We start from the raw sequence: 23,800 nt of genomic DNA, 5'->3' as shown, positions 1-23,800 counted from the left end.
CTTAGTAGCTCTCCAGCTGTGCGAGATAATTGTTATAGTTAGCGCGGATCTCTTCCATGGAGTCGCCGCCGAATTTATCCAGGAATGCCTTGGCAATCTCCCAGGCGACCACATTCTCCAGTACCACACAGGCGGCCGGAACCGCACAGGCATCCGAACGCTCCACCTGGGCAGTGAACGGTTCCTTCGTGTCGATATCTACGCTCTGCAGCGGCTTGTACAGGGTCGGAATCGGCTTCATCACCCCGCGGACCACCACCGGCATGCCGTTGGTCATTCCGCCCTCGAAGCCGCCCAGCCGGTTGCTTGCCCGGTAATATCCCTGCGAAGCCTCGTACACAATCTCATCATGCACCTGTGAGCCGCGCAGCTTGCCTGCCTCGAATCCAATGCCGATCTCCACACCCTTGAAGGCATTGATCGACATCACTGCTCCGGCTATTGCACCGTCAAGCTTCCGGTCGGACTGTACATGGCTGCCAAGTCCAACCGGAAGGCCTTCGACGATACATTCCACAATCCCGCCGATGGAGTCGCCTTCTTCCTTGATCTTGTCTATGTAAGCCTCCATCTTCTGCTCCGTCTCTTTGTCGACGACTCTGACAGAAGACTCCTCCGTCCGGGCAATCAGCTCATCCACAGACAACTGGTTGGCCGGCGCTTCGATCTCACCGATCCGGATGACTTGTCCGGCAATTTTCACGCCAAATGCCGCCAGCAGCTGACGCGCCACTGCGCCTACAGCTACTCTTGCTGCCGTCTCACGGGCACTGGAGCGCTCCAATACATTGCGCAGGTCAGTCAGATTATACTTCAAGCCGCCGTTCAGGTCGGCATGTCCGGGACGCGGACGGTTTACCCGCCGCTTCTCTTCATCACTGCCCGGAATGGGCTCGATATTCATAATGTTCTTCCAGTGGGTCCAGTCCTTGTTCTCTACTACCAGTGCTACCGGAGCACCGGTGGTGAAGCCATGACGCACACCGCCTACGATCTGGGCAGTGTCCTTCTCAATCTGCATCCGGCGTCCCCGGCCGTAGCCCTTCTGTCTCCGGTGCAGCTGGAAATTAAGCTCCTCGAAATTAAGTAGCAAGTTACTGGGCAATCCCTCAATAATGGCTGTAAGCTGGGGGCCGTGCGTTTCCCCCGCCGTCAAATAGCGTAAACTCATGCTGCGTTCCCCCTTCACACTTTTGGACTGTAAACCGCTAAAATGTTAAATGTCTTTGCTTATTATAGTATAGGGACTCCTCTTTGACAAGAATCACTCCCTCCATCTTCCATTACAAGAACAGCGCCGCTCCTGCTCTTTCAAAGCAGAAATGGCGCCGCTGTGCATTGCTTCAAGAGCCTGTCTCCAGCCCCCTGTTACCCGGAACCAGAGGCTGGCCTGCCGTATTGCCCTCTTCCACCGCAAGCAGGCTCTGCAGCTGCAGCTCCTCCATCCCGAGAATCTGCCCGCATTCACGGACGGTAAGAAAGCCGCGTCTATAAGCGGCAATAACCTTGCTTTTGTCCATCTGCGTTAACAACCTTTCACTTGGCGTAGGGAACCTACTATCCAGTATCACTGAAAAGAAGTTAAAGTATACGTAGTCCGGAAGACTCTCGCGAGGCAGCCAGCAGGTTATTTCTTACGGTAGAAGAAGGTCTCCGTAGACTCAAAGCCATACTGCGCAGGAGTGAAAATCTGTTCCGTGCTGCCAACGAACAAATATCCGCCGGGACGCAGACTGGCCGAAAATTTGTGATACAGCTTGTTCTTGGCTTCTTCTGTGAAATAAATCATTACATTACGGCAGATAATGAGATCAAAGCCCTCATCAAACTTATCCAGCAGCAGATTCTGCTTGCGGAAATCAATATTTTTCTTCAGCCCTTCACTGACCTTGAACACAGGCCCTTCCGGAGTGAAATAACGCGCGGCCACATCTTTGGGCACATCCTTCAGCGAGCGCTCCAGATACAGTCCCTGCTTCGCTTTGCCCAGCGCCCCGTCGTCGATGTCCGTAGCCAGAATTCCGGACTGGGCCAAAATATTCTGATCCGCTAAAATCATCGCCAGGGTATACGGCTCTTCACCTGTCGAACAGGCCGCACTCCACAGCTTCAGCCTGCGGCCCGAACGCTGCAGCTCAGGCAGAATGACATCGCGGAGCACCTCCCAGCGGTTCGGATTACGCCAGAATTCAGAGACGTTAATGGTCATGCGGTCGAGAAATTCATAGAATAGAGCCTTGTCCTTCATCATTGCCGCAAAAAAATCACTGAATGTATGATAACCATTCTTCACGCGCAGGGTCGTAAGCCGGCGCTTCATTTGTGCTTCCTTATACTGGGCGAGATCAATTCCGGTGCTCTGCTTGATGTTATGAATAAATCCGGTGTAATCCGGGTCCACGGCTGATACACTTTCTTCACGTTCTGCCATACTTTTCCCCTGCCTCCTGCCTGGACTTACATCCAGATTGCGATGTCTTTGTTGTACTGGGCCAATTCATCCGGAGCAAAGAAATTGGCAATTTCACGTGCTGCACTTTCCGGGGAGTCTGACCCGTGAATTAAATTAAGCGGTGTATGGCTGGCATAATCTCCGCGGATCGTTCCCGGCAAAGCCTCGCCCACTTTGGTTTTGCCGATCAGCAGCCGTGACAGCGCAATGACATCGTCGCCTTCCCACACCATGGCAAATACAGGACCGGAGGTAATAAAGCCGACCAGCTCCGGGAAAAAGTCCTTTCCGTCGTGCTCTGCATAATGCTTCTTCGCTTGTTCCTCGGTAACCGTAATCAGCTTGGCGGCAACCAGCTTAAATCCCTTATCCTCCAGGCGGGCGACAATCCGTCCGATTAATCCGCGCTGTACACCGTCAGGCTTGATCATAAGATAAGTCTGTTCCATAGGGGCACTCTCCATTTCGTTCATAATCTTAATGTACATTGGTTCTGACTACGCGGATTGCATATTCAAGTAGTTCATTGTTCGATATTATCAGAAACCCCGCCATCTGTGAACGCTTAATCTCAGACAGCTGCAGGGCTAATATGCGCGGCCTGTAACAAAATAGGCGATGTCGCGCAGATTGCGCTTCGTCCGGTTGCCGGGAAGCTGATCCAGTGCGTTCAGCGCTTTGGCAATATAACGGGAAGCCAGCTCCTCCGCCCGGCTGATGCCATCCCCGGAGAGAATCAGGTCAATCGCCCGGCCGACTCCCCGTTCACCGGCGCGGATCCATTCCAGCTCCTCCAGCAGCGCCGCACGAAGCCGCGAATCCTGCAGGCTGTAGATGACCGGCAGGGTTATGTTGCCCTGACGCATATCACTGCCCGGAGGCTTGCCGATTTGCTTCTCTGTTCCGGAAAGATCGAGCAGATCATCACGGATCTGAAACGCCATTCCTACGTTATATCCGTAATTATAGAGCAGACGCGCTGTTTCCGGCCCGGCATCGGCCGCCAGAGCACCCAGCTGACAGCTCACTGCAATAAGCAGTGCCGTCTTGCGGCGGATCCGCCGCAGATAGTGGCGTACACTCTGCTCACTGTTGAAGAAATCACGGATCTGCTCCATCTCTCCGATTGACATTTCCACCATAGCTTTGGACAGAATCTGATGAATCTGCGGATTCTTCAGCTCCGAAGTCATGACCAGCGCCTTGGCATAAATATAGTCGCCGGTATACATGGCGATCTTGTCGCCCCACTTCGCCTTGACAGTAGGCTCTCCGCGCCGCAGCTCGGCATCATCAATCACATCATCATGGACAAGCGAAGCGCTATGTATCAGCTCAAGCGGAATAGCGATGCACTTCAGCTTATCGAGATCATACTGTCCGAATTTGCCGCCCATCAGGACAAACACAGGGCGCAGGCGCTTGCCGCCTGCCTTAAGCAGGTGCAGCGAGGTTTCGGTCAGCAGGTCATCATCGCCCTGGACACTGCGGTATAGCTCCTTTTCAATCTGGTCCATATCTTTGTTCAGCAAGCCAAATATTTGCATTCGCTTCATTCTTTCACCCGTGTCAGCAGATTGTGGCTCCAAAGCTCCATCTTCACTTCCTGCGGCAGCAGGCCCATTTCATAGGCATAGCGGAAATAGAGGTTCAGACCTTCCTGCTGCCTTTCCCCAAAATCGTAACATAAATTACGGAAGTATTCTCTCCAGTAGGCTGCCGTCCCCCCGATGGTGCTGCAGGCTGCCTGAATTATCGGCGACAGCTCACTCAGCCCCCGCTGCTTGCTGCGGGCGAAGGCTTCAGCAATTTCGGCAATAGCCTCCCGCTTATGCACCGCAGCCTCCCGGTTAACCGCCCAGACGGCAAAGGTCATGCTATGGCCGGTCCATTCCTTCCATAGCGCGCCTAAATCGGTCACATAATACCCCTGGTCCTGCCAGGAAGCCCTGATGGCATGATCTCCAATCAGCAGGCAGGCATCATTCTGCTCCATCATCTCATTCAGATCAGGAGCGGCACTAATATATTCGGGGCCGGCTCCGAATGCCCGCTCCATAAGAATCTTCAGCAGATTGACCGAAGTGGCCGAGGTGTTCGTTACGGCAATCCGGCCTGTGCCGATATTCCGGGCGGGCATCCGGGAGAAGAGCAGAATCGATTTCACCGGACCGTCGGCACTGACAGACAGGTCAGGCAGCAGCACCAGCCGGTCACTGGCTGCCGCGTATGCGAAGGAGGATAATGCGCCTACATGAATCTCCCCGCTGGCCATACCCTGATTAAGAATGGCTGGCACTTCACTTACCATCTCCGCCGGAAAGCTTAAGGAGGAAGGATGGAAATTGTGAAATACCGGCCATGAGTTGGTATAGCTGATTTTACCGATAACTGTGTGCTCTGGATGTATCATCCTTCATCCCCCCATCTGCGAAATAAAGCATGTTCAATATTGAGGCTGTCCAGCACTTTGCCCACCATGAAATTGATCAGATCATCCATTGTGGCAGGGCCAAAGTAAAAGGCCGGCATGGCCGGAATCATCCGGACGCCCATTCGCGACAGCTTCAGCATATTCTCCAGATGGATGGCATGCAGCGGCGTCTCTCTGGGCACCAGCACCAGAGGACGTCCTTCCTTCAGCATAACATCAGCAGCCCGGGTCAGCAGATTGTCAGAGCTGCCATGAGCTACAGCAGACAGTGTTCCCATGGAGCATGGCATGATAATCATTCCCTCCGTACGGAAGGAACCGCTGGCCACAGACGCTCCGATATCCTGAACAGGGTGATATAAGAGAGAACCGGGAAAGCCGCTGAACTGGCTGTTCAGAAACTCTTCCCGGTCAGTTACGCTGAAGCCCAGCTCTTCCTTGAACACACGCCAGCCTGCATTACTTACGATCAGATGCACCGTATAGCCCAAAGACAGGAGGGTTTCTGTCAGCCGGATGCCGTAAATCGCCCCGCTCGCACCGGTAATGCCGACAACAATATGCTTTGGCTTCAGCTCAGTCATTTGTTGAATTGCACCACCAGGTCAATCAGAGTGAAGGAGAACACCACGATGCTGAGTACGCCGTTCATAGTGAAGAAGGCTGTCTGCAATTTACTGAGGTCACTCGGGGATACAATATGATGCTCATAAAATAAAATAATATAGGCAATCAGCATACCGGCCACATACCACCAGCTCAGGTTGGCGATAAACAGCAAAGAGATGAACCCTATGCCGGTAAGCAGATGGAATACCTTGGCGATATCCAGGGCACGGGCGACCCCGAAGCGGACCGGAATGGAATAAAGGCCTTCCCCGCGGTCGAATTCAACATCCTGGCAGGAATAGATGATATCGAAGCCTGCTGTCCAGAAGACGATGGTAAAATAAAAAACCATAGCCGTCCAGTCCACCGTCCCCGTAACCGCGACCCATCCGCCAAGCGGCGCAAGAGCAATGGTCAGGCCGAGAATCAGGTGGCAGGCCCAGGTAAACCGTTTGGTGAAGGAGTAGAACACCAGGAAGAAGACCGCAACCGGCAGCAGCTTGGTTGACAAGGGATTGAGCTTAAAGGCTGCCCAGAACAGTAAAAAGAATGAGAACGCGATGAACAGTGATACTTCGCCGACCTTAAGCAGTCCTGCCGGAATGGCTCTTCCTGCTGTGCGGGGATTCTTCGCATCACTGATCCGGTCGATCAGCCGGTTAAGCCCCATAGCCGCGCTGCGTGCGCCGAACATGGCCACCACCACCCAGCCGATCTGGCTCCAGGAGGGCAATACACCGAACATCACTACGGAACCGAGTAAAGCGCCCATGAAGGCAAAAGGTAATGCAAAAACCGTATGCTCAAATTTAATCATCTGAAGAAAAATACCCATTTTCTTAAACATTACAATTCTCCTTGAGCCCAATATGTAACGCTGCGATGCCACCGGTCAAGGGGAACGACTCCACTTTGGTAAGTCCGGTTTCACGGAAGATCACTGCCAGCTGCTCTCTGTCCGGGAACAGTGCCAATGATTCTGGAAGCCATTTATATTGCTCATAGCGCTTGGCAAACAGCTTGCCAAGCAGCGGAAGCACACGCTGGAAATAAAAATAATAAATACCTTTGAACGGCTGCTTCATCGGCTTCGACAGCTCCAGGCAGACCACCATGCCGCCCGGCTTCACGACGCGCTTCATTTCGTTCAGAACCTGAACCGGATCAGGCACATTGCGCAGCCCGAAGCCGATTGTAGCATAGTCGAAGGAATTGTCGCCGAAGGGCAGCTCCATGGCATTCCCCTGAATCAGGGAGATACGGCTCTGAAGCCCGCGTTCCTCCACCTTGCGCCTGCCGACCTCCAGCATCCCTGCACTGAAGTCCAAGCCCATTACACAGCCGGTCTCACTGGCCTCGGCAAGGGCGATACTCCAGTCGCAGGTGCCGCAGCATAAATCCACTGCCGAATCCCCGCGCTTCATCCCCATCTTGCGCATTGTGAATTTTCGCCAGGCTTTATGACGGCGGAAGCTTAAGATATCATTCATCAAATCGTATTTACCGGCGATGCTCTCAAATACCGAGTGCACGAATTGTTCTTTCGGTTTAATGCCCTGATCGCCCATAACGGAAGTTTTATCCACTGTCATCCTCTAACCCTCCACGGCCGCTTGTCCGGAAATTTTCATTTGTTCAAGAAGACGGTCAAGCAGAGCTCTCAGCTCACCGGTCAGCTCCTCGTCCTTGATGCCCTGCAGCAATACCTGAACAGACTCCGCCGATGCATGCAGCTTGTCCGTCAGCAGGGTATCGCATTTGCATCTCAGCTTCAGCTTCTTCCAGTCCTTCAAATCCAGAGCCTGCTGGCTGAGCAGCAGCTCCTCCTCCTCCGTTGCCGACTCCAGCACCTTCCAGTAAGTGTAGCCTTCCAGTGCGCTTGCAGGATCCACGCCGCGGCGCAGCTCCTGCACGACCGTCTCATACTGGCTGAATTCAACCAGCAGCTTCTCCCAGACCTCCCGGAGCGAATCCTCAATCATCGGTGTAAAAGAAAGAAACAGCCGCATATTGAGCTGTACCGTGTATTTCAAATATTGTTCGGCAGTGAAGGATTGCTCTCTCATCCTGCCGTAAAGATTAGCCTTCATCACATTAAAATCAGCAATCGCCGCACTTAAGATGCCCACCATTGCAATTTGATCATGCTTTGCAAGCAGGCGGTAGAACCAGCTGCTGAAGTAATCGCCGGCCAGCACCTTAAGCTGGCGGGTGCGCATGATATCGCCTCCCGGCTCCTCGTGATACCGGTCGATTCCCTCATGTGTATCCAGTCCGAGCTGCACCAGTCCAGTTACCAGCGTGAGCAGTTCACTATCCTGGAATCCGGCACTCCTGCCGCGGCTCAGAAAAATATATAACAAATGCCCCCGCCCGTCTGAGAACGGCGGCAATTCCGTATGCCGCTGAATCATATCGTAGTCGGTATAGGGTTTAGCCAGTTGATGTATGCGGTACGGTTTCATTTCAGCCTCCGAAGCCATTGACGTTTGACAATATATTTGTTCACAACTTTGTCTATTATATCACATGTTTTTTGGTCACGCACGATGGAGCGTTCTAGTTTCTTTTACCCACTTCAGGGATAAATGAACTGTTTTTTCCACAGCTCGCTTTCACTAATGCGGAAGCCGTTCTTAAGCGAAAGCGGCAGCGGGGAATTGCCTGCCTTCTCCAGCATATCCAGCAGCGGGGCGGACCACTCTTCCCGGCGGATATCTCCGGCCAGCAGCAGGCGGCGCGTGTCCAGCCACTTATCCTCAGCCACCACCCGGAGCAGCAGCTGGTTCACATTATCCGTCTCCTGAAAGGCAAATGATATCGCAAGCGCCATATTACGGTATAATTCCTGCGGCTCATGATCATTACCGGTCACCTTCAGATCCAGGGACAGCACCTGGTTCTCCCAGCCTACCCTGTCAATCAGCAGGCTAAACGGGATTTCCCCGAGGGCATCTACGAGATTGTCATTACGGAGCTGTATTCCGCTAACGCTAATCGTCTCCACCGCACCGTAAGCAGCCCTCTGGCTTAACTCGAAGCCGGCAAGTCTAGGCAGCAGCAAGACAGACACTGCGCTCAGCAGCATCACGGTTCCGATCAGCCAGCTCCGGTTCATGATTAGCCCCCTTAATCATAATCTCCGCCGCCGCAGGACATTATACCGCACTGCCGGCAGCCTTATATCTAGTTATATTTTGAAAAAAAGCAGGCTATGCCTGCTTCTCAGCTTTCACTCTCTAATTGTCCGTGTTTGCTCCATATCTCCGCTTTACCACGAATTTTCATCGCAGAGGTATGATCGGTGAATTGTGCAATAAGCACCTCGCCTTTATCCAGCTTCTCCGTGTGATGAAACCTTGTATCCAGCCCTCTGGTCAGCCCGATGACCTGAACACCGTTTTCTTTGGCCTTGACGATGATGTAATCACTGCCGGACGGTGCAGGATTCAATTCATTTTTCTTCTCAGTCATGTGGGAACCTCCTCAAAGTTTGACGAGCACTGCCTGGCCTCAAACAACAAATGCCGCCTTGGAGGGCGGCATAGATGTTATTCAAAGACTATGGGATCAATATGTAGAAATCTTTATTTGATTCCGTCTTTCAGCGCTTTACCAGGTTTGAATGCCGGTACTTTGCTTGAAGGAATTTCGATTTCTTCACCAGTCTGCGGGTTGCGGCCTTTACGTGCGGAACGTTCGCGCACTTCAAAGTTTCCGAAGCCAACCAGCTGAACTTTATCTCCGTTTTGCAGGGCACCTGTGATTGCTTCGAAAACGGCATCTACCGCTTTAGTAGCATCTTTCTTGGGAAGTTCAGTTGCTTCTGTAACCACGTTGATCAAATCAGATTTATTCATGTTTTCTCACCTCCCTGGGTAAACTTCCGGTATCATACACTGTTTCCGTTTCAACGCAAAATATACGTGATAATCCCGTTTAATACTGCATACTGGCGCTACTCTTCTAGAAGCGCAACAAACTTATAGTAATACAGCCCATCCATAATTTCAAGGCGTTCCGCAAAAAAGGAGCAGAAAGTAGCAGGTTTCTACACATTTCCTGCCGCTTCAGCAGTCTATTCCTACCAAATATTCCGGAAAAGCGGAGGCTTCCCTGGGATAATCCCCCTTTTTGGCTGCCGCGAACCGCCTTCTATTCATTTGCTCAGGCAGCACAAAAGAGCGGGAACAATCCCGCTCTTAATGTGGGCAATTTTAATTTTTAGAGGATGATGGCAATCAGTCCGCCTGAGCCCTCGTTAATAATCCGGCCGAGCGTTTCCTGCAGCTTGTAGCGGGCATTGTCCGGCATCATGGCAATCTTGCCCTGGATGCCCTCGCGGACAATGTTATGCAGGGAGCGGCCGAATATATCCGATTCCCAGATTTTGATCGGGTCATTCTCGAAGTCCTGCATCAGGTAACGCACCAGCTCTTCACTCTGCTTTTCCGTACCGATGATCGGCGAGAACTCCGACTCCACATCGACCCGGATCATATGAATCGAAGGCGCCGTTGCCTTAAGGCGTACCCCGAAGCGGGAGCCTTGGCGGATCAGCTCAGGCTCATCCAGCGCCATCTCAGCCAGGGAAGGGGCAGCAATACCATAACCTGTGGTTTTGACCATTTCCAGCGCTTCCGAGAAGCGGTCATATTCACGTTTGGCATGGGAGAAGTCCTGCATGAGCTGGAGCAGATGGTCTTTGCCGCGGATTTCCACCCCGACAACCTCCATGAGCACCTGGTCATATAGTTCTTCAGGAGCATAGAGATCAATTTCAGCAACGCCCTGCCCCATATTCATTCCGCTGAGGCCGGCCCGGTCAATGAAATCATACTCCGTAAATTGTGAGACAAGCCGGTCTACATCCCGCAGGCGGCGGATATCCTTTACCGTGTCACGGACTGAATTCTCATAGCTGCTGCGCAGCCAGTGATTCTCGCCCAGCACCATAACCCAGCTTGGCAGATTAACATTAACTTCATGTACCGGGAACTCATAGAGGACTTCGCGGAGAACTCCGGTCACATCCTCTTCCGTCATATTCGCGGCACTGAGCGTCATTACCGGAATATCATATTTCAGGGCCAGCTCACTTCTGAGCTGCTGGGTTTCCTCGCTGCGCGGCCGGGTAGAGTTAATCACCAGCACAAACGGCTTGCCGACTTCCTTCAGCTCAGCAATAACACGTTCCTCGGAATCCACATAAGAGTACCGCGGAATTTCAGCAATCGTACCGTCGGTGGTGACCACCACTCCCAGAGTGGAATGCTCCTGAATCACTTTGCGTGTACCGATTTCTGCTGCTTCCTGGAACGGAATCGGCTCCTCAAACCAAGGTGTTGAGATCATCCGCGGACCATTCTCATCCTCATAGCCCTTTGCACCCTCTACTGCGTAACCTACACAATCGACCAGCCGGACATTGACTTCCAGCCCTTCAGCCACCTTGATCTGAACAGCATTGTTTGGTACAAATTTCGGTTCAGTGGTCATAATGGTTTTGCCGGCCGCACTTTGCGGCAGCTCATCCACTGCTCTTACCCGGTCCGCTTCACTCGTGATGTTCGGAAGAACAACCGTTTCCATGAACCGTTTGATGAATGTTGATTTCCCCGTGCGAACCGCGCCGACGACGCCAAGATAAATGTCTCCGCCGGTACGCTCGGCAATGTCCTTGAAAATATCCACTTTTTCCAAAAGAGATCCCCTCCTCATATTACTCCGAAGAAAAAATGCCTGAAGAGCATCGACTTCGCGTTCCGCCGGCAGACTGGCCCTTGCAGGACAACCGCCGGTCTAAGCTTTGCCCGCCCGAAGCCTAGCTACTGCCTAAGGCGGAAGCAGCTTGCCCCGCGCTAAACTCCGAATGCTCGGACATGCATTTGGACTAGTATCATCATATGTATCCAGAATGGATTTATGACCAGTAACCTTATTTTTCGCACCCTGAATTTCATCTGTCCGCTCGCCCGGAAGTCTTCTCATCAATCCTATGAAGGAGGGGCTGCGCTTAGAACCGCAAAAAACCCCACAATGTGGGGCCTTGGCTTCAAAACGATAGAGCAATTTATTCCAGCGGAGCCTGCGCAACAGGATTTCCGCCGATCCACAGATAGGGCAATGACTTCACAGGGACATAATAGGAGGCCGCTTCAAGCTCCAGACGCAGGTCACGGCCTGCCTCCGGTGTACTGCCGTTATGCCCGATTGCTGAAATGATATCCGCTGCGTAATCGGCATACACATTTCCGGCCTTATCCATCATGAAAGGCAGCTGCTGTCCTGAGTACACACTGTTCAGCTTGACCGGCTCCGTACCGGCTTTGCCCGTATCCACCGCATACAGCCCCGGATAGATCTCCTCCCGAGCCGGCAGCTCCCCTCCGTGAGCAGACTTATACAGGTTCACCTGGCGCTGGAGGTCATTCACCTTCTGGACCGTCACCAGATCCATCAGCTTGACCACCGGGTCACTTTCTTCATTCAGAATGAGGAAATAAGCACTTCCGCCCTTCTCGAAGGCAGCCGACGGAATCTCATCTAGATAACCGTCTTGCTGCAGCCTGTCAAGATCAACTACAAATTTCTCATACCGGGGTGTCATTTCATCACTGGTGAGAATCGGCAGCAGGCCTTCACCGGCCTGATAATCATCAACTGCCGCCTGCACCCGCTTCACACTCTCACGGTAGCCGCCGGCTTGCTGCCGGCTGTCCTGGCCGGAATACATACAGCCGCTCAGCAGCAGCAGCAGGACAAGCCCTGACAGCATTGCTGACCTGCTCCGTCTTACCTGATCCATGGAGTTCATTCCCCTCCTCTTGACTTCCATTTTACGAAGTCTGCCGGTTCATCCTGTGCTCACCACAATCCATCCTCTTCCCCGCGGCGTGCAGCCTCAAGTCTGCGGCGCACAGCAGCCTTAAGCGGGTCCTCCGGGATGTTAACAGTCACATCCCCCCGTACGGCTGCCTGGCAAGCCAGACGGATGCCGTTGTCCAGCAGACTGCCAAGCTTGCGCCGCTCGGCATCAGACGGCGGTCTGAGCGCTGCAGCTCCATCTGAGGCTACGGATACCTTGCACATCAGACAACCGGCTTTTCCGCCGCAGCGGGTCGGTAATATAATCCCGGCTTTGCGCACAGCCTCAAGCAGCGATATCCCGGGAGAAACAGCGATACTCCGGGCTTCCGGCAGGAAAGTCACGGTTATTTTATCACGCGGCGTCATGGTACTGGTCCCTTCCTGTTCTTTGATTTCCTAATTGTAAATGCTTACATAATTGAAGCGGCACCGCCCAAAATACCGATCAGCATAATAATAAAAGCAAGTACGGACAATACGCCTTTAAGCAGTCCCCTGGTTTTGCTCCGTGCAAAGGTAATCAGAAATACGGATAAACCCATGATCAGTACAGCAATCAGCGACAGCCACATCTTTGCCATCGGGTCCATGGCTTCAACGCCTCCATTTCACAATACTGGGATTGCGACTATTATAGCGTGAAACTTAAAATTTTATAAGACTTCCGGAATAAAAAAACGTCAGACTTCCAATCACAGCAGGTTCCGTGAATGCAGAAAAGGCCATCCCTGACGGGATGGCTGCCGGCTTGCAGGCTATGCTATTTTTTCAGCATCATTTTCATTAATGACTCCATGGTACCGGTACCTGATCCGCCTTTTTTAACAGTATTGACAATCTCCTGTATTGTAGCTTCACTAACCGGCACCTTGGCCATGGCTGATACCTGCTTGATTAACTGGCGGAGCTGGGCTTCATTCTGCGTTGTGCCCGGCTTAACCGTACCGGCCAGCTTCTTGATGGCACCTTCCGTAATGTTCTTGCCCGCCTTCTTGTTGATGGCGTTCAATGCATCCTTGGAAAAATCTCTGCTCACTATTCATCCCTCCTCCGTAAGTCCCCAATACAACATATGAGGTCTTCCGGCAAAAGGTGACCGTGATCAGGAATGCCACTGTTCCCAAGTTTCCTGCGAAATAGCTTCCATCTCCGTCTTGCGGTCACGGCCCATCAAGGCTTCAACCGCATTCCGCGGTGTTCTGCCCTGGAACAGCACATGGTAGATCTGATCGGTGATCGGCATCTGCACACCAAGCTTCTGTGAGATCGCATAAGCTGCTTCTGTAGTCCGTATGCCTTCAACCACCATGCCCATCGACTCCAGCACCTCGGCCAGCGGCTTGCCCTGGCCGAGCATCGAGCCGGCCCGCCAGTTGCGGCTGTGCTGGCTCGTCGCTGTAACGACAAGGTCGCCCAATCCGGCAAGTCCGGCAAAGGTGAGCGGGTTCGCTCCCATTTCGACACCGACACGGGATATCTCGGCTAAGCCGCGGGTCAGGAGCGCTGCCTTGGCATTATCACCGAAGCCCAGACCGTCAGAGAGACCGGCTCCAAGCGCAATAATATTCTTCAATGCACCAGCCAGCTCTACGCCAACCTGATCCCGGTTAGTATATACACGAAAATCATTGTTGATGAACAGCTCCTGGGCAGCTGCAGCACGGCTGTCGTCAGGTGAAGCCACTACAACCGTAGTCGGGCAGAGACGCACTACCTCCTCGGCATGGCTTGGGCCGGAGAGAACTACGATTCTCTCCTCACTGCACCCAAGTTCCTCGGCAATAACCAAAGACATCCGCTTCATGGTCTTCGTCTCGAACCCCTTGGTAGCGTGAATGCAGAGCATATCTTCCTTCCAGAAGGGCTTAAGGCTGCGGGCCACCTCGCGCATGGCGGATGACGGAGCTACAATAACTACCGCCTTCGAGCCGGAAACCGCAGTCTCCATATCGGTGGTGGCAATAATATTCTCAGGCAGCTTGATTCCCGGCAGGAAATGATCATTCGTATGTGCTTTATTGATCTCGTCAGCTTGTTCGGTCTTTCGCGTCCACAGATAAACCTCCGAGTGGTTTGCCGCCAGCACAGTAGCCAGCGCAGTTCCCCAGCTGCCCGCGACCAGCACGGTCACTTTATCAGACAACGCGGTTCGCCTCCTTGACTTTAGAGCCGATCTTGTTCTCCCGGCCCTGCGAAATCTTCACAATATTGCTGCGGTGCCGCCAGAATGCAAACAACGCAATAATCAGACTCCCCCACAGCTCCGGAGGTGAGAATGCGGTGAACAGCAGGAATACCGGTGTCAGCGCCACAAAAATCAGTGAACCCAGCGATACATAGCGGGTAAAGACAATAGCGAGAATCGCAATTACCCCCGCAATCAGTGCAGGCCAAAATGCAAGTGTAGCCATTACGCCAATTGTCGTTGCAATGCCCTTCCCGCCGCGAAAGTGGAAATAGAGCGGCCAATTATGCCCGATAATAGCAGCGATCCCGCAAGCTACCGCTACCCAGGTCCCCCAGCCGCCGGCCCAGGTTCCAAGCCAGACTGCGGCAATTCCCTTCAGTACGTCCAGAAACAGCACCAGTATGGCCGGTCCCTTCCCCATCACACGCAGTGTATTGGTCGCCCCCGCATTGCCGCTTCCGTACTGGCGGATATCAATACCTTTGAGCAGCCGGGCGAGTAATACACTGAAGCTGACAGAGCCAAGCAAATAGCTTACAACGATAACCAGAAGTTCAAACGCCACTACTCTTCTCCCCTAACCTTCGTTTTCGGATTTGCGCCGTGTAAAGAGACGGATTGGTGTGCCTTCGAAATTGAATGCTGCGCGGATTTTGTTCTCCAGATAACGCTCGTAGGAGAAGTGCATCAACGACGGATCATTTACGAATACGACGATCGTTGGCGGCTTCACCGCAACCTGGGTTACATAGTTGATGCGCAGACGCCGCCCTTTATCCGTTGGCGGAGGATTGATTGCCACAGCATCAGACACCACATCATTTACCAGATGGGTTGTAATCCGCAGCGCATGCTGCTGTGCAACATGCTGAACTACCGGCAGCAGCTTCTGCAGCCGCTGTTTGGTGAGTGCAGACAGGAACACGGCCGGCGCATAGCTCATGAACAGGAAGTGGTCGCGGATAGTGCGTTCAAAGTTCTGCATCGTCTTGTCGTCCTTCTCAATGGCATCCCATTTGTTGACGACAAAGATCGAGGCTTTGCCAGCATCATGGGCATAACCGGCAATATGCTTGTCCTGGTCAATAATGCCTTCCTGGCCGTTAATCACAACCAGTACAACGTCAGCACGCTCAATAGCCTTCATAGCCCGCATAACACTGTATTTCTCCGTGTTTTCGTAGACTTTGCCGCGTTTGCGCATACCTGCCGTATCGATCAGCACGTAACGCTGGCCATCCCGCTCAAAAGGTGTATCAATAGCATCGCGTGTAGTACCGGCAACATCACTGACAATGACGCGTTCTTCACCCAGGATAGCGTTCACGAGGGAGGATTTGCCTACATTCGGGCGCCCGATTAAGGCCACACGGATGACATCATCATCATATTCATCATCGGTTGTATCCGGGAGACGTTCAACAACCGCATCCAGTAAGTCACCGATTCCGGTTCCATGGCTTCCCGAAATTCCGATCGGGTCACCGAATCCCAGGCTGTAAAATTCATAAATATCCTCGGAGCGTTTCATGTTATCTACTTTATTAATCGCCAGTACGATCGGCTTGCCGGAACGGAACAGAATCTGTGCCACTTCTTCATCCGAACTTGTAAGCCCGCTCTTGGCTTCGCACATAAATACGATAACATCCGCTTCTTCAATCGCCAGCTCCGCCTGGACGCGGATGGACTTCAGAATCGCATCTTCACCGTCAATCTCAATACCTCCGGTATCAATCACACTGAAGGACTTGCCGTTCCAGTCTGAAACGCCATAGATCCGGTCACGCGTAATCCCCGGTTTATCCTCTACGATGGCCAGCCGATCGCCAATCAGCCTATTGAATATCGTCGATTTACCGACGTTAGGCCTGCCTACGATGGCCACTACGGGTCTTGCCATAACTTCATTCCTCCTGTCTTCCTTACGTTACTCATCATAGCAAAAAACAATTCAATTGGCTAACAGTCTTGCAGCTGTTCTGCCAGCCCCAAAAAACACAATCGGCGAACCCCCGTATTGAGGGCTCGCCGATTACTTTACCCGTTATGATGAAATAACAAAGGGATTAGTTGTTACCCTTGAATTTATCCAGCTTGTCGCCGAAACGTTCAGCCAGTGTGAAGCTGAGGCCTTCGTTGCTGAGCGATACGTTAGGATTGTTCAGCACTTCTTTAGGTGCTCTGTCTCTGTTGTTCGTACGTTCTGGTCTGGCAACAGGAGCCGGAGCTTCCTCAGTTTCCTTGATGCTCAGGCTAACACGCTTCTCGGACGGGTTGAAGTCAAGGACTTTCACTTGAACTTCTTGTCCTTCTTTAAGCACTTCATGCGGAGTGCCGATGTGCTTGTGGGAAATTTGCGAGATGTGCACAAGGCCTTCTACGCCTGGAAGCAATTCAACGAACGCGCCGAAGTTTACAAGGCGTTTAACTACGCCTGTTACTACATCGCCAATGTTGATTTGACCAGCAGCGGAATCCCAAGGACCCGGAGCAGCCGCCTTGATGCTGAGGCTGATTTTACCTTTTTCAGGATCAACCTTAAGTACTTTAACGCGAACCTTATCGCCTTCGGATACAACATCAGAAGGTTTCTCCACGTGATTCCAGGCGATCTCGGATACGTGAACCAGGCCGTCAACGCCGCCTACATCAACGAATGCGCCGAACTGGGTCAGACGTTGTACAGTACCTTCGATAATTTGTCCTTCGGACAGCTCGGACATAATCTTCAGCTTGTTAGCTTCGAATTCTTCTTCCAGCACTTCTTTGGCAGACAGGATTACTTTGCTGTTCTCGCGGTCAAGCTCTTTCACTTTAACGCGCAGGGTACGGCCTTTGTAATCGCTGAAATCTTCAACGAAGTGACGCTCAACCATGGAAGCCGGGATGAAGCCGCGTGCGCCAACGTCAGCCACAAGGCCGCCTTTGACAACATCAGCTACAACAACTTCGAAAGCTTCCTGGGAAGCGAAATACTTCTCCAGATCTTCCCATGATTTTTCGCTGTCGATTGCACGTTTGGAAAGAACCAGGCTTTCCTTGTTGTCGTTGATGCTGACAACCTTGCATTCCACTTCTTGGCCCACTTCTACTGCTGCTGCAGCATTGTCAAGCTGAACGGAAGACAATTCGCGGATAGGAATAACGCCGTCGTATTTATATCCAATGCTTACATAAGCTTGGTTATCTTCGATTTTGACGATTGTTCCTTTCACGGTATCGCCTTTTTTCAAAGAAATGATTTCCAGACCTTCCTGGCTTGTCACTTCTTCTTCACTGCCGGAAACAGCTGTTACAGCGGCTTCCACAACTTCTGCCCCTTCTACGGTTTCGTTGTTCTCAACGTTATCCGCAGCTTCTTGATTTTTAATTTCTTCAGACATGTGATTACCCTCCTCGATTCAAAACCCCATTTATTTAAACCCGCGTAGAGCAGAGTTCAAAACAACCATTCACTTCTGGATCAATCCGTTTGCATTTGTAAGTTAGTATGTTCCAAATAATAACGGTTATGCTGTTATTTATCTGATCACTGCGGCAGCAGCATCTCTCAGCCGCAAATTAATGCTGGCTGGGCTTACCGCTTTCAATCATCTCACGGATGCGCCCCATAATCACATCGGTTACTGCCTCCAGAGATTCGCTTCCCGCACCTTCAAACGAGCTGAGATCTATCGGAGCCCCGTAGACTACAGTCATCCGGCGGAAGGGCTTATAAGACCCGATTATGGCCGCAGGTACAACGGCTGCACCGCTGCGAAGGGCAAAGCTGGCTGCGCCTTTCTTCGCCGACCCCGAGTCAGAATTCCGCGTTCCTTCCGGAAAGATGCCCATAACATGTCCGCTGCGGAGCGTATTAAGGGACGTCTTGATGGATTCTTTGCTTACGCCGCCACGTTTAACAGGAAAAGCCCCCAGTTGCTTAATGAGCCAGCCCAGCACCGGAACCTCAAAGAGTTCAGCCTTGGCCATATACTTTACCTGTCGTTTCAGCTTAATGCCGATCGTCATCGGATCCAGCAGGCTGATGTGATTTGCGCAGAGCAGCACTCCGCCCTCCTTTGGCACATTGTCTCTTCCCACAATCTTCAGCGGGAACAGAACGGCATAAATCAAGCGAAGCAATCCAACGCAAATAGCATAAATCATAGATGATTCCTCTCCCCGTTAACATAAGTTCTGCAGTGGGAGACGATGGCTTCCACGGCCTGACCGATATCCATATGGGTCGTATCCAGAAGAATGGCATCTTCGGCACGGCGCAGCGGTGAAATCTCCCGGCTCTCATCGAGGCGGTCCCGCGCGGCAATATCATGTTCAAGCTGCTGGAGAGTCACTGTTTCCGTATCCTTCAGTTCCTTGTAACGACGGAGAGCACGCTCCTCCACACTTGCCGTCATGAAAATCTTCACTTCGGCATCCGGCAGTACGGTTGTACCGATATCCCGGCCATCCATTACGACTCCCTTGCGAAGCGCCATCTGGCGCTGCAATTGACTCAGCCTGGATCTTACACCCTCAATCTTCGCATACTGCGACACTTGGCCGCTGACCTGAAGACTGCGGATATGCGGGGTCATGTCTTCCCCATTAATCAGCACCTTCTGCACATCTTTCTCCGGAAGAAGATCAATTTCCATGCCCTGGACCATCCGGTCGATCAGTTCATGCTCCTCCGCAGATATGCCTTCACGGATCATATACCAGGTGATTGCCCGGTACATCGCGCCTGTGTCAACATAGATGAAAGACAGCTCCCGTGCTACCAATCGGGCTACAGTACTCTTGCCTGCCCCGGCAGGTCCGTCGATGGCGACGTTAATTCTCTCGTAAGTATGTGTCCCCTGCCTGTCCAACGGGGCATTCCTCCTCAAACACTCTTCCGCAGAAAATAGGCCTAAGCGGCATATTTCTCTACTGGCTTGCTGATATTATCAAGAAAAAAGCAGGCATTGCCTGCGACTTATAAAATTATACCACAGATTGTAACCCAGTGCAAAATGACACAGAGGTTTTTACGGAGAAAAAAGCTGTTTTTGCAGCCTTTTGAAGTTTCCCCGCCGCCCGGTTCAGCGGTTGCGGAAATCAAACTGGCGTTCAAAACAGTAGCGGATGATCTTCTGGCGTTCAGAATCGGAGATGGCCGAGAATTTCAGCATAATCAGATTGCGTCCGGTTTCCAGCTTCTTGATCCGTACAATTTCGCTTTCGAAATTAACATGCTCCGTGCTGCCGTTACGGTAGGAGACCAGCAGCCAGCAGACGAGCTTGTCCGCTACCGCGAGGGAAACCTTCCCGTCACTGAGGAACGAGGCCCCGCCGCCGCCGATATCCTCGGTCCGGACCAGAAAACGGCTTCCAAGCGCGTCTTTGACCGCCAGCTCCAGCTCGGCATTGACACGGAAAAAGCTGCGGCGCTGGATTTTGAAGATGGATTCCTCCGCAGGCTTACGCAGCCGCAGCATACGGATGACCTCCTCCTTGAAGCCGAGCACATGGGTATTGAAATAATTTTTGATTCCGCCTTCCGTCAGAAAATATACAGACAGCTCGTCACCGATAAACAGCTTTTTCAGCCGGCCGCTATTCTCCTCCATCGGAATTTCTATCAGGAATGTATCATCCTCCATATCCGCAATTCTTGCCCGGTATTCCTTCTCGGACTCCGCTGCATCACTGGAAGCTACCTGAATGTATAAGTACTCGTTGATTTTGGGATACAAACCTGTCACCGCCGCATGAGTTAGTAATTAATTCTAAACCGATTATAGCATGGCAATTGCGGCCCCGGTCAGAAAAGTTTCATCCGCGCATGTCCTGGTCTTATATTTCCTGCAGTCGCCAAAAAAGACGCATTCCGTTTCCGGGAATGCGCCCTTTCCTTCTGCATCTGTCCGTACGCTGCGAGACGCCGGCTATTTCTCCTGTGCCCCCGAGGAGGTACGGACCTGCTCAACAGCTTCTTCATTGCCGTCAGCCGCATTCAGGTAGACCCGGAATTGCGAGCCGTTGATTTTACCCCCGAACTCGTATGTCAGCAGTTCCACGGCATCTTCATTCTCGATCCAGGCAAGCCTGTTGTACAGCTCTTTGAATTCCGGATTCAGCAGCTTTCTCACTTCTTCCAGACTTAGCTGCGGCTGCGGAATTTCCCGCTTCTCCTTATGCTCATGCACATAATCGCTGGCCTGAAATCCTGTAGGCTCACCTGTATCAAGCCCGACCCGCACTGTTACTTTCTCAGGGTAGATCAATACGCCGTCTTGGCTGCTGACAAAGGTCAGATTGCCGAGATTGTCATATCTGTCTGCACTGACAGCGGTCATGGCCGGGTAGCCCTTTTTCTCCAGGAATTCTCCGGCCTTCACAACAGCCTGTTTCATGGACACCTTAGCCGGACCAACCTCGCGGCTGTCATTGTAAGAGATCAGCAGGCCGCCTTCCGCGGTGAAATCCATTGAGACCGGCTCTTTATGATCCTTTGAGATCACCGTGGCTGTGTAGGAAGCCCATTCCGTCCCTTTGCCGTTCTCCTGAATTTTCACGTCAGCATTGCCTTGCATTCCGGCAGCTTTCAGCGCCTTAGCCTTAATCTGCTCTGGAGTAACCGGCTTGCCGCCCAGCTTTTTCACCGAACGCTTGTCATAAATGCTTGCAACGGAAGGGCCATAATCAAGCTCCGGATAAGCGGCGACCCGTTTATCCACGGTTTTAAATCCGTCAATGATTGTGTTATCCTCCGCTTTCTCCTCGGTGGCAAGCGCTGTTTCGACATCCATCCAGCGCAGCCGGTTACTGATGACTTTGTCCTGGACGGTCTGCAGATCCTTGGAGATCTCGGCTGAATTCGCATAGAGAGTCTTCAGATTGGCCATTTCACCTTCGGTCAGCGGCTTCTTGGTGAAGTCACGGACGGCTGCTTTATAAGAGAAATTGGAAATCTTGGAGAGGAACTCCTCCGTCTCGCTGAACGGCAGCAGGGTGAGCGGCAGCTGGTTGATTTCATTCTGGGCCTGGCTGGTCAGCCTCCAGACATTCACAAGGCCCTTACGGTGCCTCCCGTTTGATGTTGTATTGACGGCGAGGGTATTCCCCAGCTCTCCATGCAGCTGCTCCATATGAAAGGACAGATCATGAAAAGCCCGCTGATACTGATTCTCCGCTTTGATCAGAATTGAATTCTTCTCCTGATTCTCCTGATAGCCCCAGACCAGCGCTCCTAGCAGCAAAAGTGCGGTCAGCGGGAACATAATGGCACTTAATCTTTTGTACATGGGTCCGCAAAACTCCTTTCAGTAGCTTATTGCCGTTAGTTTGACAATAACTGAGAAGTCTTATGCACACGGAAAAAAACCCCACAAAGTGGGGCATCAGTTTCAAGGATTATTCAGGCGCGCTCTTCGATTTCAAACCCGCTCACGCTGCTGCAGAGGCACTGCTTGAAGCCGGTCTGAATGACTCCCTGATCCTTGCTTCCTCTTAATATGTAGGTTTCGCCGCACTGCTTGCAGATAATCCGGACTTTTACACGCAAAAAAAGACACCTCGCTCCTCTCTGGAATTCCTTGCTCTAAGGAACTGCCCTTCTGGATTAAGTGTGTCCATCTCTATTACAGGTTAACCTCTTCCTCACGCTTCAAAAAACGAAACGGTGAACGGCTGTTGGCCCGCGCCACCTTGCCCATTCCCCCGTACCACAGAACCGCCATCAGCGGCACAATGAACCAGATCCAGTAGTTGGCCGTGGAGGTCAGCAGGAAATCATAGATTCCATGCCAGAGCCACGGCAGCAGCAGCGAAATGAGCAGAATCCTTCTTGTCCGGACACCGCCCGAGAATTTGGCTCTGCCCATATGGTACCCCATGATTACGCCGAACATGGCATGTCCGGATACCGGAAGCAGCGCCCTTATGATCATAGAACCGATTGAAGCATTGCTGTACCAGGCATACATTACATTCTCTATTGTTGCAAAACCGAGCGAAATTGCTACGGCGTATAGTATTCCATCATAGGGCTCGTCAAATTCGGTATGATTGTAAATCATATGGTACAGCACAAACCACTTCAACGCTTCCTCCACCCCTGCGGAGATCAGAAACGAATCTACATAAGGGCCGCCGTCCAGACCGAGCACCAGCCCCCGCTGGATAATCATCACCGGCAGCACAATGATCAGGCCGAGCAGGAATACCTTAAGCACCATATGGAGCGGCTCCTGGTCATACTTGTCTTTCAGATAGAAAAAAGTCAACAGCGCAAGTCCCGGTGCCACTGCTGACGAAATGACCGATAACAAAAGCACCGAAGTAGCCTCCCCGCACCTAAAACTAGGTTCTGCTGAAATATTCTGCGGACTATACTTGCGCCCGCTGTCAAGCATGATCTTCTCCCGGCAGCAAAATCCAAGAAAGGGCAACAGAGCGGGACGCCCCGGTGCCCTTCCGGTTATTACTCCTGGCGTTTAAAATGAGTGCACAATGTCTGTACCGCGTTCTCCGCCATAACTGTCTTGCCATATTCCGCAAGCACAGCCTGGGTTACCGGAGAGGAATCCCCAAATTCTGAAAGCACGCCGACAAGACCTGCCATTGCCGGTTCCTCGAAATCCTTCGGATCGAAGTAGAGATACCATTTATCATTATAAGAATACAGCTGACCTTGAGAAGTAATATTGCCAATGAGTACATGGGCCGCTTCAACCAAAACCTCAAAATCGCGGAATGCATACACAATGGAGTCGCTTTGTTCAAGAGTAACTTCCATTTCGTAAATCTCTTCAGGCAATTCATCTTCCCCGGCTCCACCGTACTGATGGTGATCATATTTTCCCCGGGTCACTATAACGACCATACCTTGTGCGGGCAGTGCGAACACTTCCACGGCTAACGGACCGGTAGCGTCAAATCCAAGCTCACTATACGCCTGATCCATCATTTCCGTGAAGAGGTCATGCACCTTGGGAACCTCCTGCCACATGTCTTCCTTCTGGATGCCCCGCTCGCTCAGGTCGTCAAAAGTGAGGAAAATCCGTATCTTATCTTGACCTAATCGCTCTATTCTCATGACAGGATCCTCCTTTTGCAAGCTCATTTAGTATTAATGTATGATGAGTCCCGAGTAATGAGCCAAAAATGGTTACTATGTATGTATGTTATCATTTTGACGCTCTAAATGCACGTAAATAAATATAGAACAAGGCCAATTATTTGCCCTTTATCTGTAAAGCCCCGCTGCTCCGCC

At 52.0% G+C, this 23,800-nt stretch carries 29 protein-coding genes; all 29 read right to left on the bottom strand.

All coding sequences use genetic code 11. The annotated features are described in order from the left end of the window. Position 1 precedes the first annotated feature (1 nt). Positions 2-1,171 carry a chorismate synthase gene (gene aroC / locus LOS79_RS04275; RefSeq protein WP_315416543.1) on the bottom strand — a complete coding sequence of 390 codons (1,170 nt, stop codon included), beginning with the start codon at positions 1,169-1,171 and terminating at the stop codon, positions 2-4. Between the two features lie 172 nt (positions 1,172-1,343). Next, a complete protein-coding gene (locus tag LOS79_RS04270) occupies positions 1,344-1,520 on the bottom strand; it encodes a hypothetical protein (RefSeq protein ID WP_315416541.1) in 177 nt (58 codons plus the stop codon). A 107-nt stretch (positions 1,521-1,627) separates the two neighbouring features. Beyond that, entirely contained in the window at positions 1,628-2,431 is an 804-nt protein-coding gene (locus LOS79_RS04265; RefSeq protein WP_315416539.1) for a CheR family methyltransferase, read from the bottom strand. 26 nt (positions 2,432-2,457) lie between these two features. Then, entirely contained in the window at positions 2,458-2,901 is a 444-nt protein-coding gene (ndk, locus tag LOS79_RS04260; protein WP_315421978.1) for a nucleoside-diphosphate kinase, read from the bottom strand. 138 nt (positions 2,902-3,039) lie between these two features. Next, positions 3,040-4,008 (bottom strand): polyprenyl synthetase family protein, encoded by a 969-nt coding sequence (locus LOS79_RS04255; protein ID WP_315416537.1) that lies wholly within the window; start codon positions 4,006-4,008, stop codon positions 3,040-3,042. Beyond that, entirely contained in the window at positions 4,005-4,865 is an 861-nt protein-coding gene (locus LOS79_RS04250; protein WP_315416535.1) for a menaquinone biosynthetic enzyme MqnA/MqnD family protein, read from the bottom strand. Before LOS79_RS04250 ends, LOS79_RS04255 begins: the two co-directional genes overlap by 4 nt. Continuing rightward, a complete protein-coding gene (locus tag LOS79_RS04245) occupies positions 4,862-5,470 on the bottom strand; it encodes a UbiX family flavin prenyltransferase (RefSeq protein WP_315416533.1) in 609 nt (202 codons plus the stop codon). The genes LOS79_RS04250 and LOS79_RS04245 overlap by 4 nt, the downstream gene beginning before the upstream one ends. After that, positions 5,467-6,342 carry a UbiA-like polyprenyltransferase gene (locus LOS79_RS04240; RefSeq protein WP_315416531.1) on the bottom strand — a complete coding sequence of 292 codons (876 nt, stop codon included), beginning with the start codon at positions 6,340-6,342 and terminating at the stop codon, positions 5,467-5,469. Before LOS79_RS04240 ends, LOS79_RS04245 begins: the two co-directional genes overlap by 4 nt. Beyond that, positions 6,335-7,063, bottom strand: a complete 729-nt coding sequence (locus LOS79_RS04235; protein WP_397386774.1) for a demethylmenaquinone methyltransferase — start codon at positions 7,061-7,063, stop codon at positions 6,335-6,337. Before LOS79_RS04235 ends, LOS79_RS04240 begins: the two co-directional genes overlap by 8 nt. Before the next feature lie 27 nt (positions 7,064-7,090). Continuing rightward, on the bottom strand, positions 7,091-7,960 hold the full coding sequence (locus LOS79_RS04230) for a heptaprenyl diphosphate synthase component 1 (RefSeq protein ID WP_315416527.1): 870 nt from the start codon (positions 7,958-7,960) through the stop codon (positions 7,091-7,093). 113 nt (positions 7,961-8,073) lie between these two features. Continuing rightward, positions 8,074-8,613 (bottom strand): hypothetical protein, encoded by a 540-nt coding sequence (locus LOS79_RS04225; RefSeq protein WP_315416525.1) that lies wholly within the window; start codon positions 8,611-8,613, stop codon positions 8,074-8,076. Positions 8,614-8,720: 107 nt separating this feature from the next. Continuing rightward, positions 8,721-8,969, bottom strand: coding sequence for a trp RNA-binding attenuation protein MtrB (gene mtrB, locus LOS79_RS04220; protein WP_315416523.1), 249 nt, complete (start codon positions 8,967-8,969; stop codon positions 8,721-8,723). A gap of 113 nt (positions 8,970-9,082) precedes the next feature. Next, positions 9,083-9,355, bottom strand: coding sequence for an HU family DNA-binding protein (locus LOS79_RS04215; protein WP_020427702.1), 273 nt, complete (start codon positions 9,353-9,355; stop codon positions 9,083-9,085). A 364-nt stretch (positions 9,356-9,719) separates the two neighbouring features. Then, positions 9,720-11,198: a stage IV sporulation protein A gene (spoIVA, locus tag LOS79_RS04210; RefSeq protein WP_315416516.1), complete on the bottom strand. Its 1,479-nt coding sequence runs from the start codon at positions 11,196-11,198 to the stop codon at positions 9,720-9,722. Positions 11,199-11,568: 370 nt separating this feature from the next. Continuing rightward, positions 11,569-12,303 carry a DUF3939 domain-containing protein gene (locus tag LOS79_RS04205; RefSeq protein ID WP_315416514.1) on the bottom strand — a complete coding sequence of 245 codons (735 nt, stop codon included), beginning with the start codon at positions 12,301-12,303 and terminating at the stop codon, positions 11,569-11,571. 59 nt (positions 12,304-12,362) lie between these two features. Further along, positions 12,363-12,731: a 2Fe-2S iron-sulfur cluster-binding protein gene (locus tag LOS79_RS04200; protein WP_315416512.1), complete on the bottom strand. Its 369-nt coding sequence runs from the start codon at positions 12,729-12,731 to the stop codon at positions 12,363-12,365. A 44-nt stretch (positions 12,732-12,775) separates the two neighbouring features. After that, positions 12,776-12,955 (bottom strand): DUF2768 family protein, encoded by a 180-nt coding sequence (locus tag LOS79_RS04195; protein WP_315416510.1) that lies wholly within the window; start codon positions 12,953-12,955, stop codon positions 12,776-12,778. Between the two features lie 170 nt (positions 12,956-13,125). After that, positions 13,126-13,401 carry a stage VI sporulation protein F gene (locus tag LOS79_RS04190; RefSeq protein ID WP_315416508.1) on the bottom strand — a complete coding sequence of 92 codons (276 nt, stop codon included), beginning with the start codon at positions 13,399-13,401 and terminating at the stop codon, positions 13,126-13,128. Between the two features lie 66 nt (positions 13,402-13,467). Then, the gene (locus tag LOS79_RS04185; RefSeq protein WP_315416506.1) at positions 13,468-14,508 is read right to left on the bottom strand and encodes an NAD(P)H-dependent glycerol-3-phosphate dehydrogenase; all 1,041 of its coding nucleotides are present in this window, start codon (positions 14,506-14,508) and stop codon (positions 13,468-13,470) included. After that, positions 14,501-15,118 (bottom strand): glycerol-3-phosphate 1-O-acyltransferase PlsY, encoded by a 618-nt coding sequence (gene plsY / locus LOS79_RS04180; protein ID WP_315416504.1) that lies wholly within the window; start codon positions 15,116-15,118, stop codon positions 14,501-14,503. The genes LOS79_RS04185 and plsY overlap by 8 nt, the downstream gene beginning before the upstream one ends. Before the next feature lie 12 nt (positions 15,119-15,130). After that, entirely contained in the window at positions 15,131-16,456 is a 1,326-nt protein-coding gene (der, locus tag LOS79_RS04175; protein ID WP_315416502.1) for a ribosome biogenesis GTPase Der, read from the bottom strand. 166 nt (positions 16,457-16,622) lie between these two features. Continuing rightward, on the bottom strand, positions 16,623-17,939 hold the full coding sequence (gene rpsA / locus LOS79_RS04170) for a 30S ribosomal protein S1 (RefSeq protein WP_315416500.1): 1,317 nt from the start codon (positions 17,937-17,939) through the stop codon (positions 16,623-16,625). Positions 17,940-18,117: 178 nt separating this feature from the next. Continuing rightward, on the bottom strand, positions 18,118-18,705 hold the full coding sequence (locus LOS79_RS04165) for a lysophospholipid acyltransferase family protein (protein ID WP_315416498.1): 588 nt from the start codon (positions 18,703-18,705) through the stop codon (positions 18,118-18,120). Continuing rightward, positions 18,702-19,412: a (d)CMP kinase gene (cmk, locus tag LOS79_RS04160; RefSeq protein ID WP_315416496.1), complete on the bottom strand. Its 711-nt coding sequence runs from the start codon at positions 19,410-19,412 to the stop codon at positions 18,702-18,704. Before cmk ends, LOS79_RS04165 begins: the two co-directional genes overlap by 4 nt. A gap of 213 nt (positions 19,413-19,625) precedes the next feature. Continuing rightward, positions 19,626-20,279: a flagellar brake protein gene (locus LOS79_RS04155; protein WP_315416494.1), complete on the bottom strand. Its 654-nt coding sequence runs from the start codon at positions 20,277-20,279 to the stop codon at positions 19,626-19,628. Between the two features lie 192 nt (positions 20,280-20,471). Next, the gene (gene ypeB / locus LOS79_RS04150; protein WP_315416491.1) at positions 20,472-21,830 is read right to left on the bottom strand and encodes a germination protein YpeB; all 1,359 of its coding nucleotides are present in this window, start codon (positions 21,828-21,830) and stop codon (positions 20,472-20,474) included. Positions 21,831-21,943: 113 nt separating this feature from the next. Beyond that, positions 21,944-22,090 (bottom strand): hypothetical protein, encoded by a 147-nt coding sequence (locus LOS79_RS04145; protein ID WP_315416489.1) that lies wholly within the window; start codon positions 22,088-22,090, stop codon positions 21,944-21,946. Between the two features lie 76 nt (positions 22,091-22,166). After that, on the bottom strand, positions 22,167-22,862 hold the full coding sequence (gene prsW / locus LOS79_RS04140; protein ID WP_315416488.1) for a glutamic-type intramembrane protease PrsW: 696 nt from the start codon (positions 22,860-22,862) through the stop codon (positions 22,167-22,169). A gap of 146 nt (positions 22,863-23,008) precedes the next feature. Next, positions 23,009-23,623 (bottom strand): genetic competence negative regulator, encoded by a 615-nt coding sequence (locus tag LOS79_RS04135; RefSeq protein WP_315416486.1) that lies wholly within the window; start codon positions 23,621-23,623, stop codon positions 23,009-23,011. Positions 23,624-23,800 lie beyond the last annotated feature (177 nt).

The sequence above is a fragment of the Paenibacillus sp. MMS20-IR301 genome, from assembly GCF_032302195.1.
In the GTDB taxonomy this organism is placed as follows: Bacteria; Bacillota; Bacilli; order Paenibacillales; family Paenibacillaceae; genus Paenibacillus_AQ.
The sequence above is the reverse complement of the archived record's forward strand: the minus strand, read 5'-3'. Positions and strand labels throughout refer to the sequence as shown.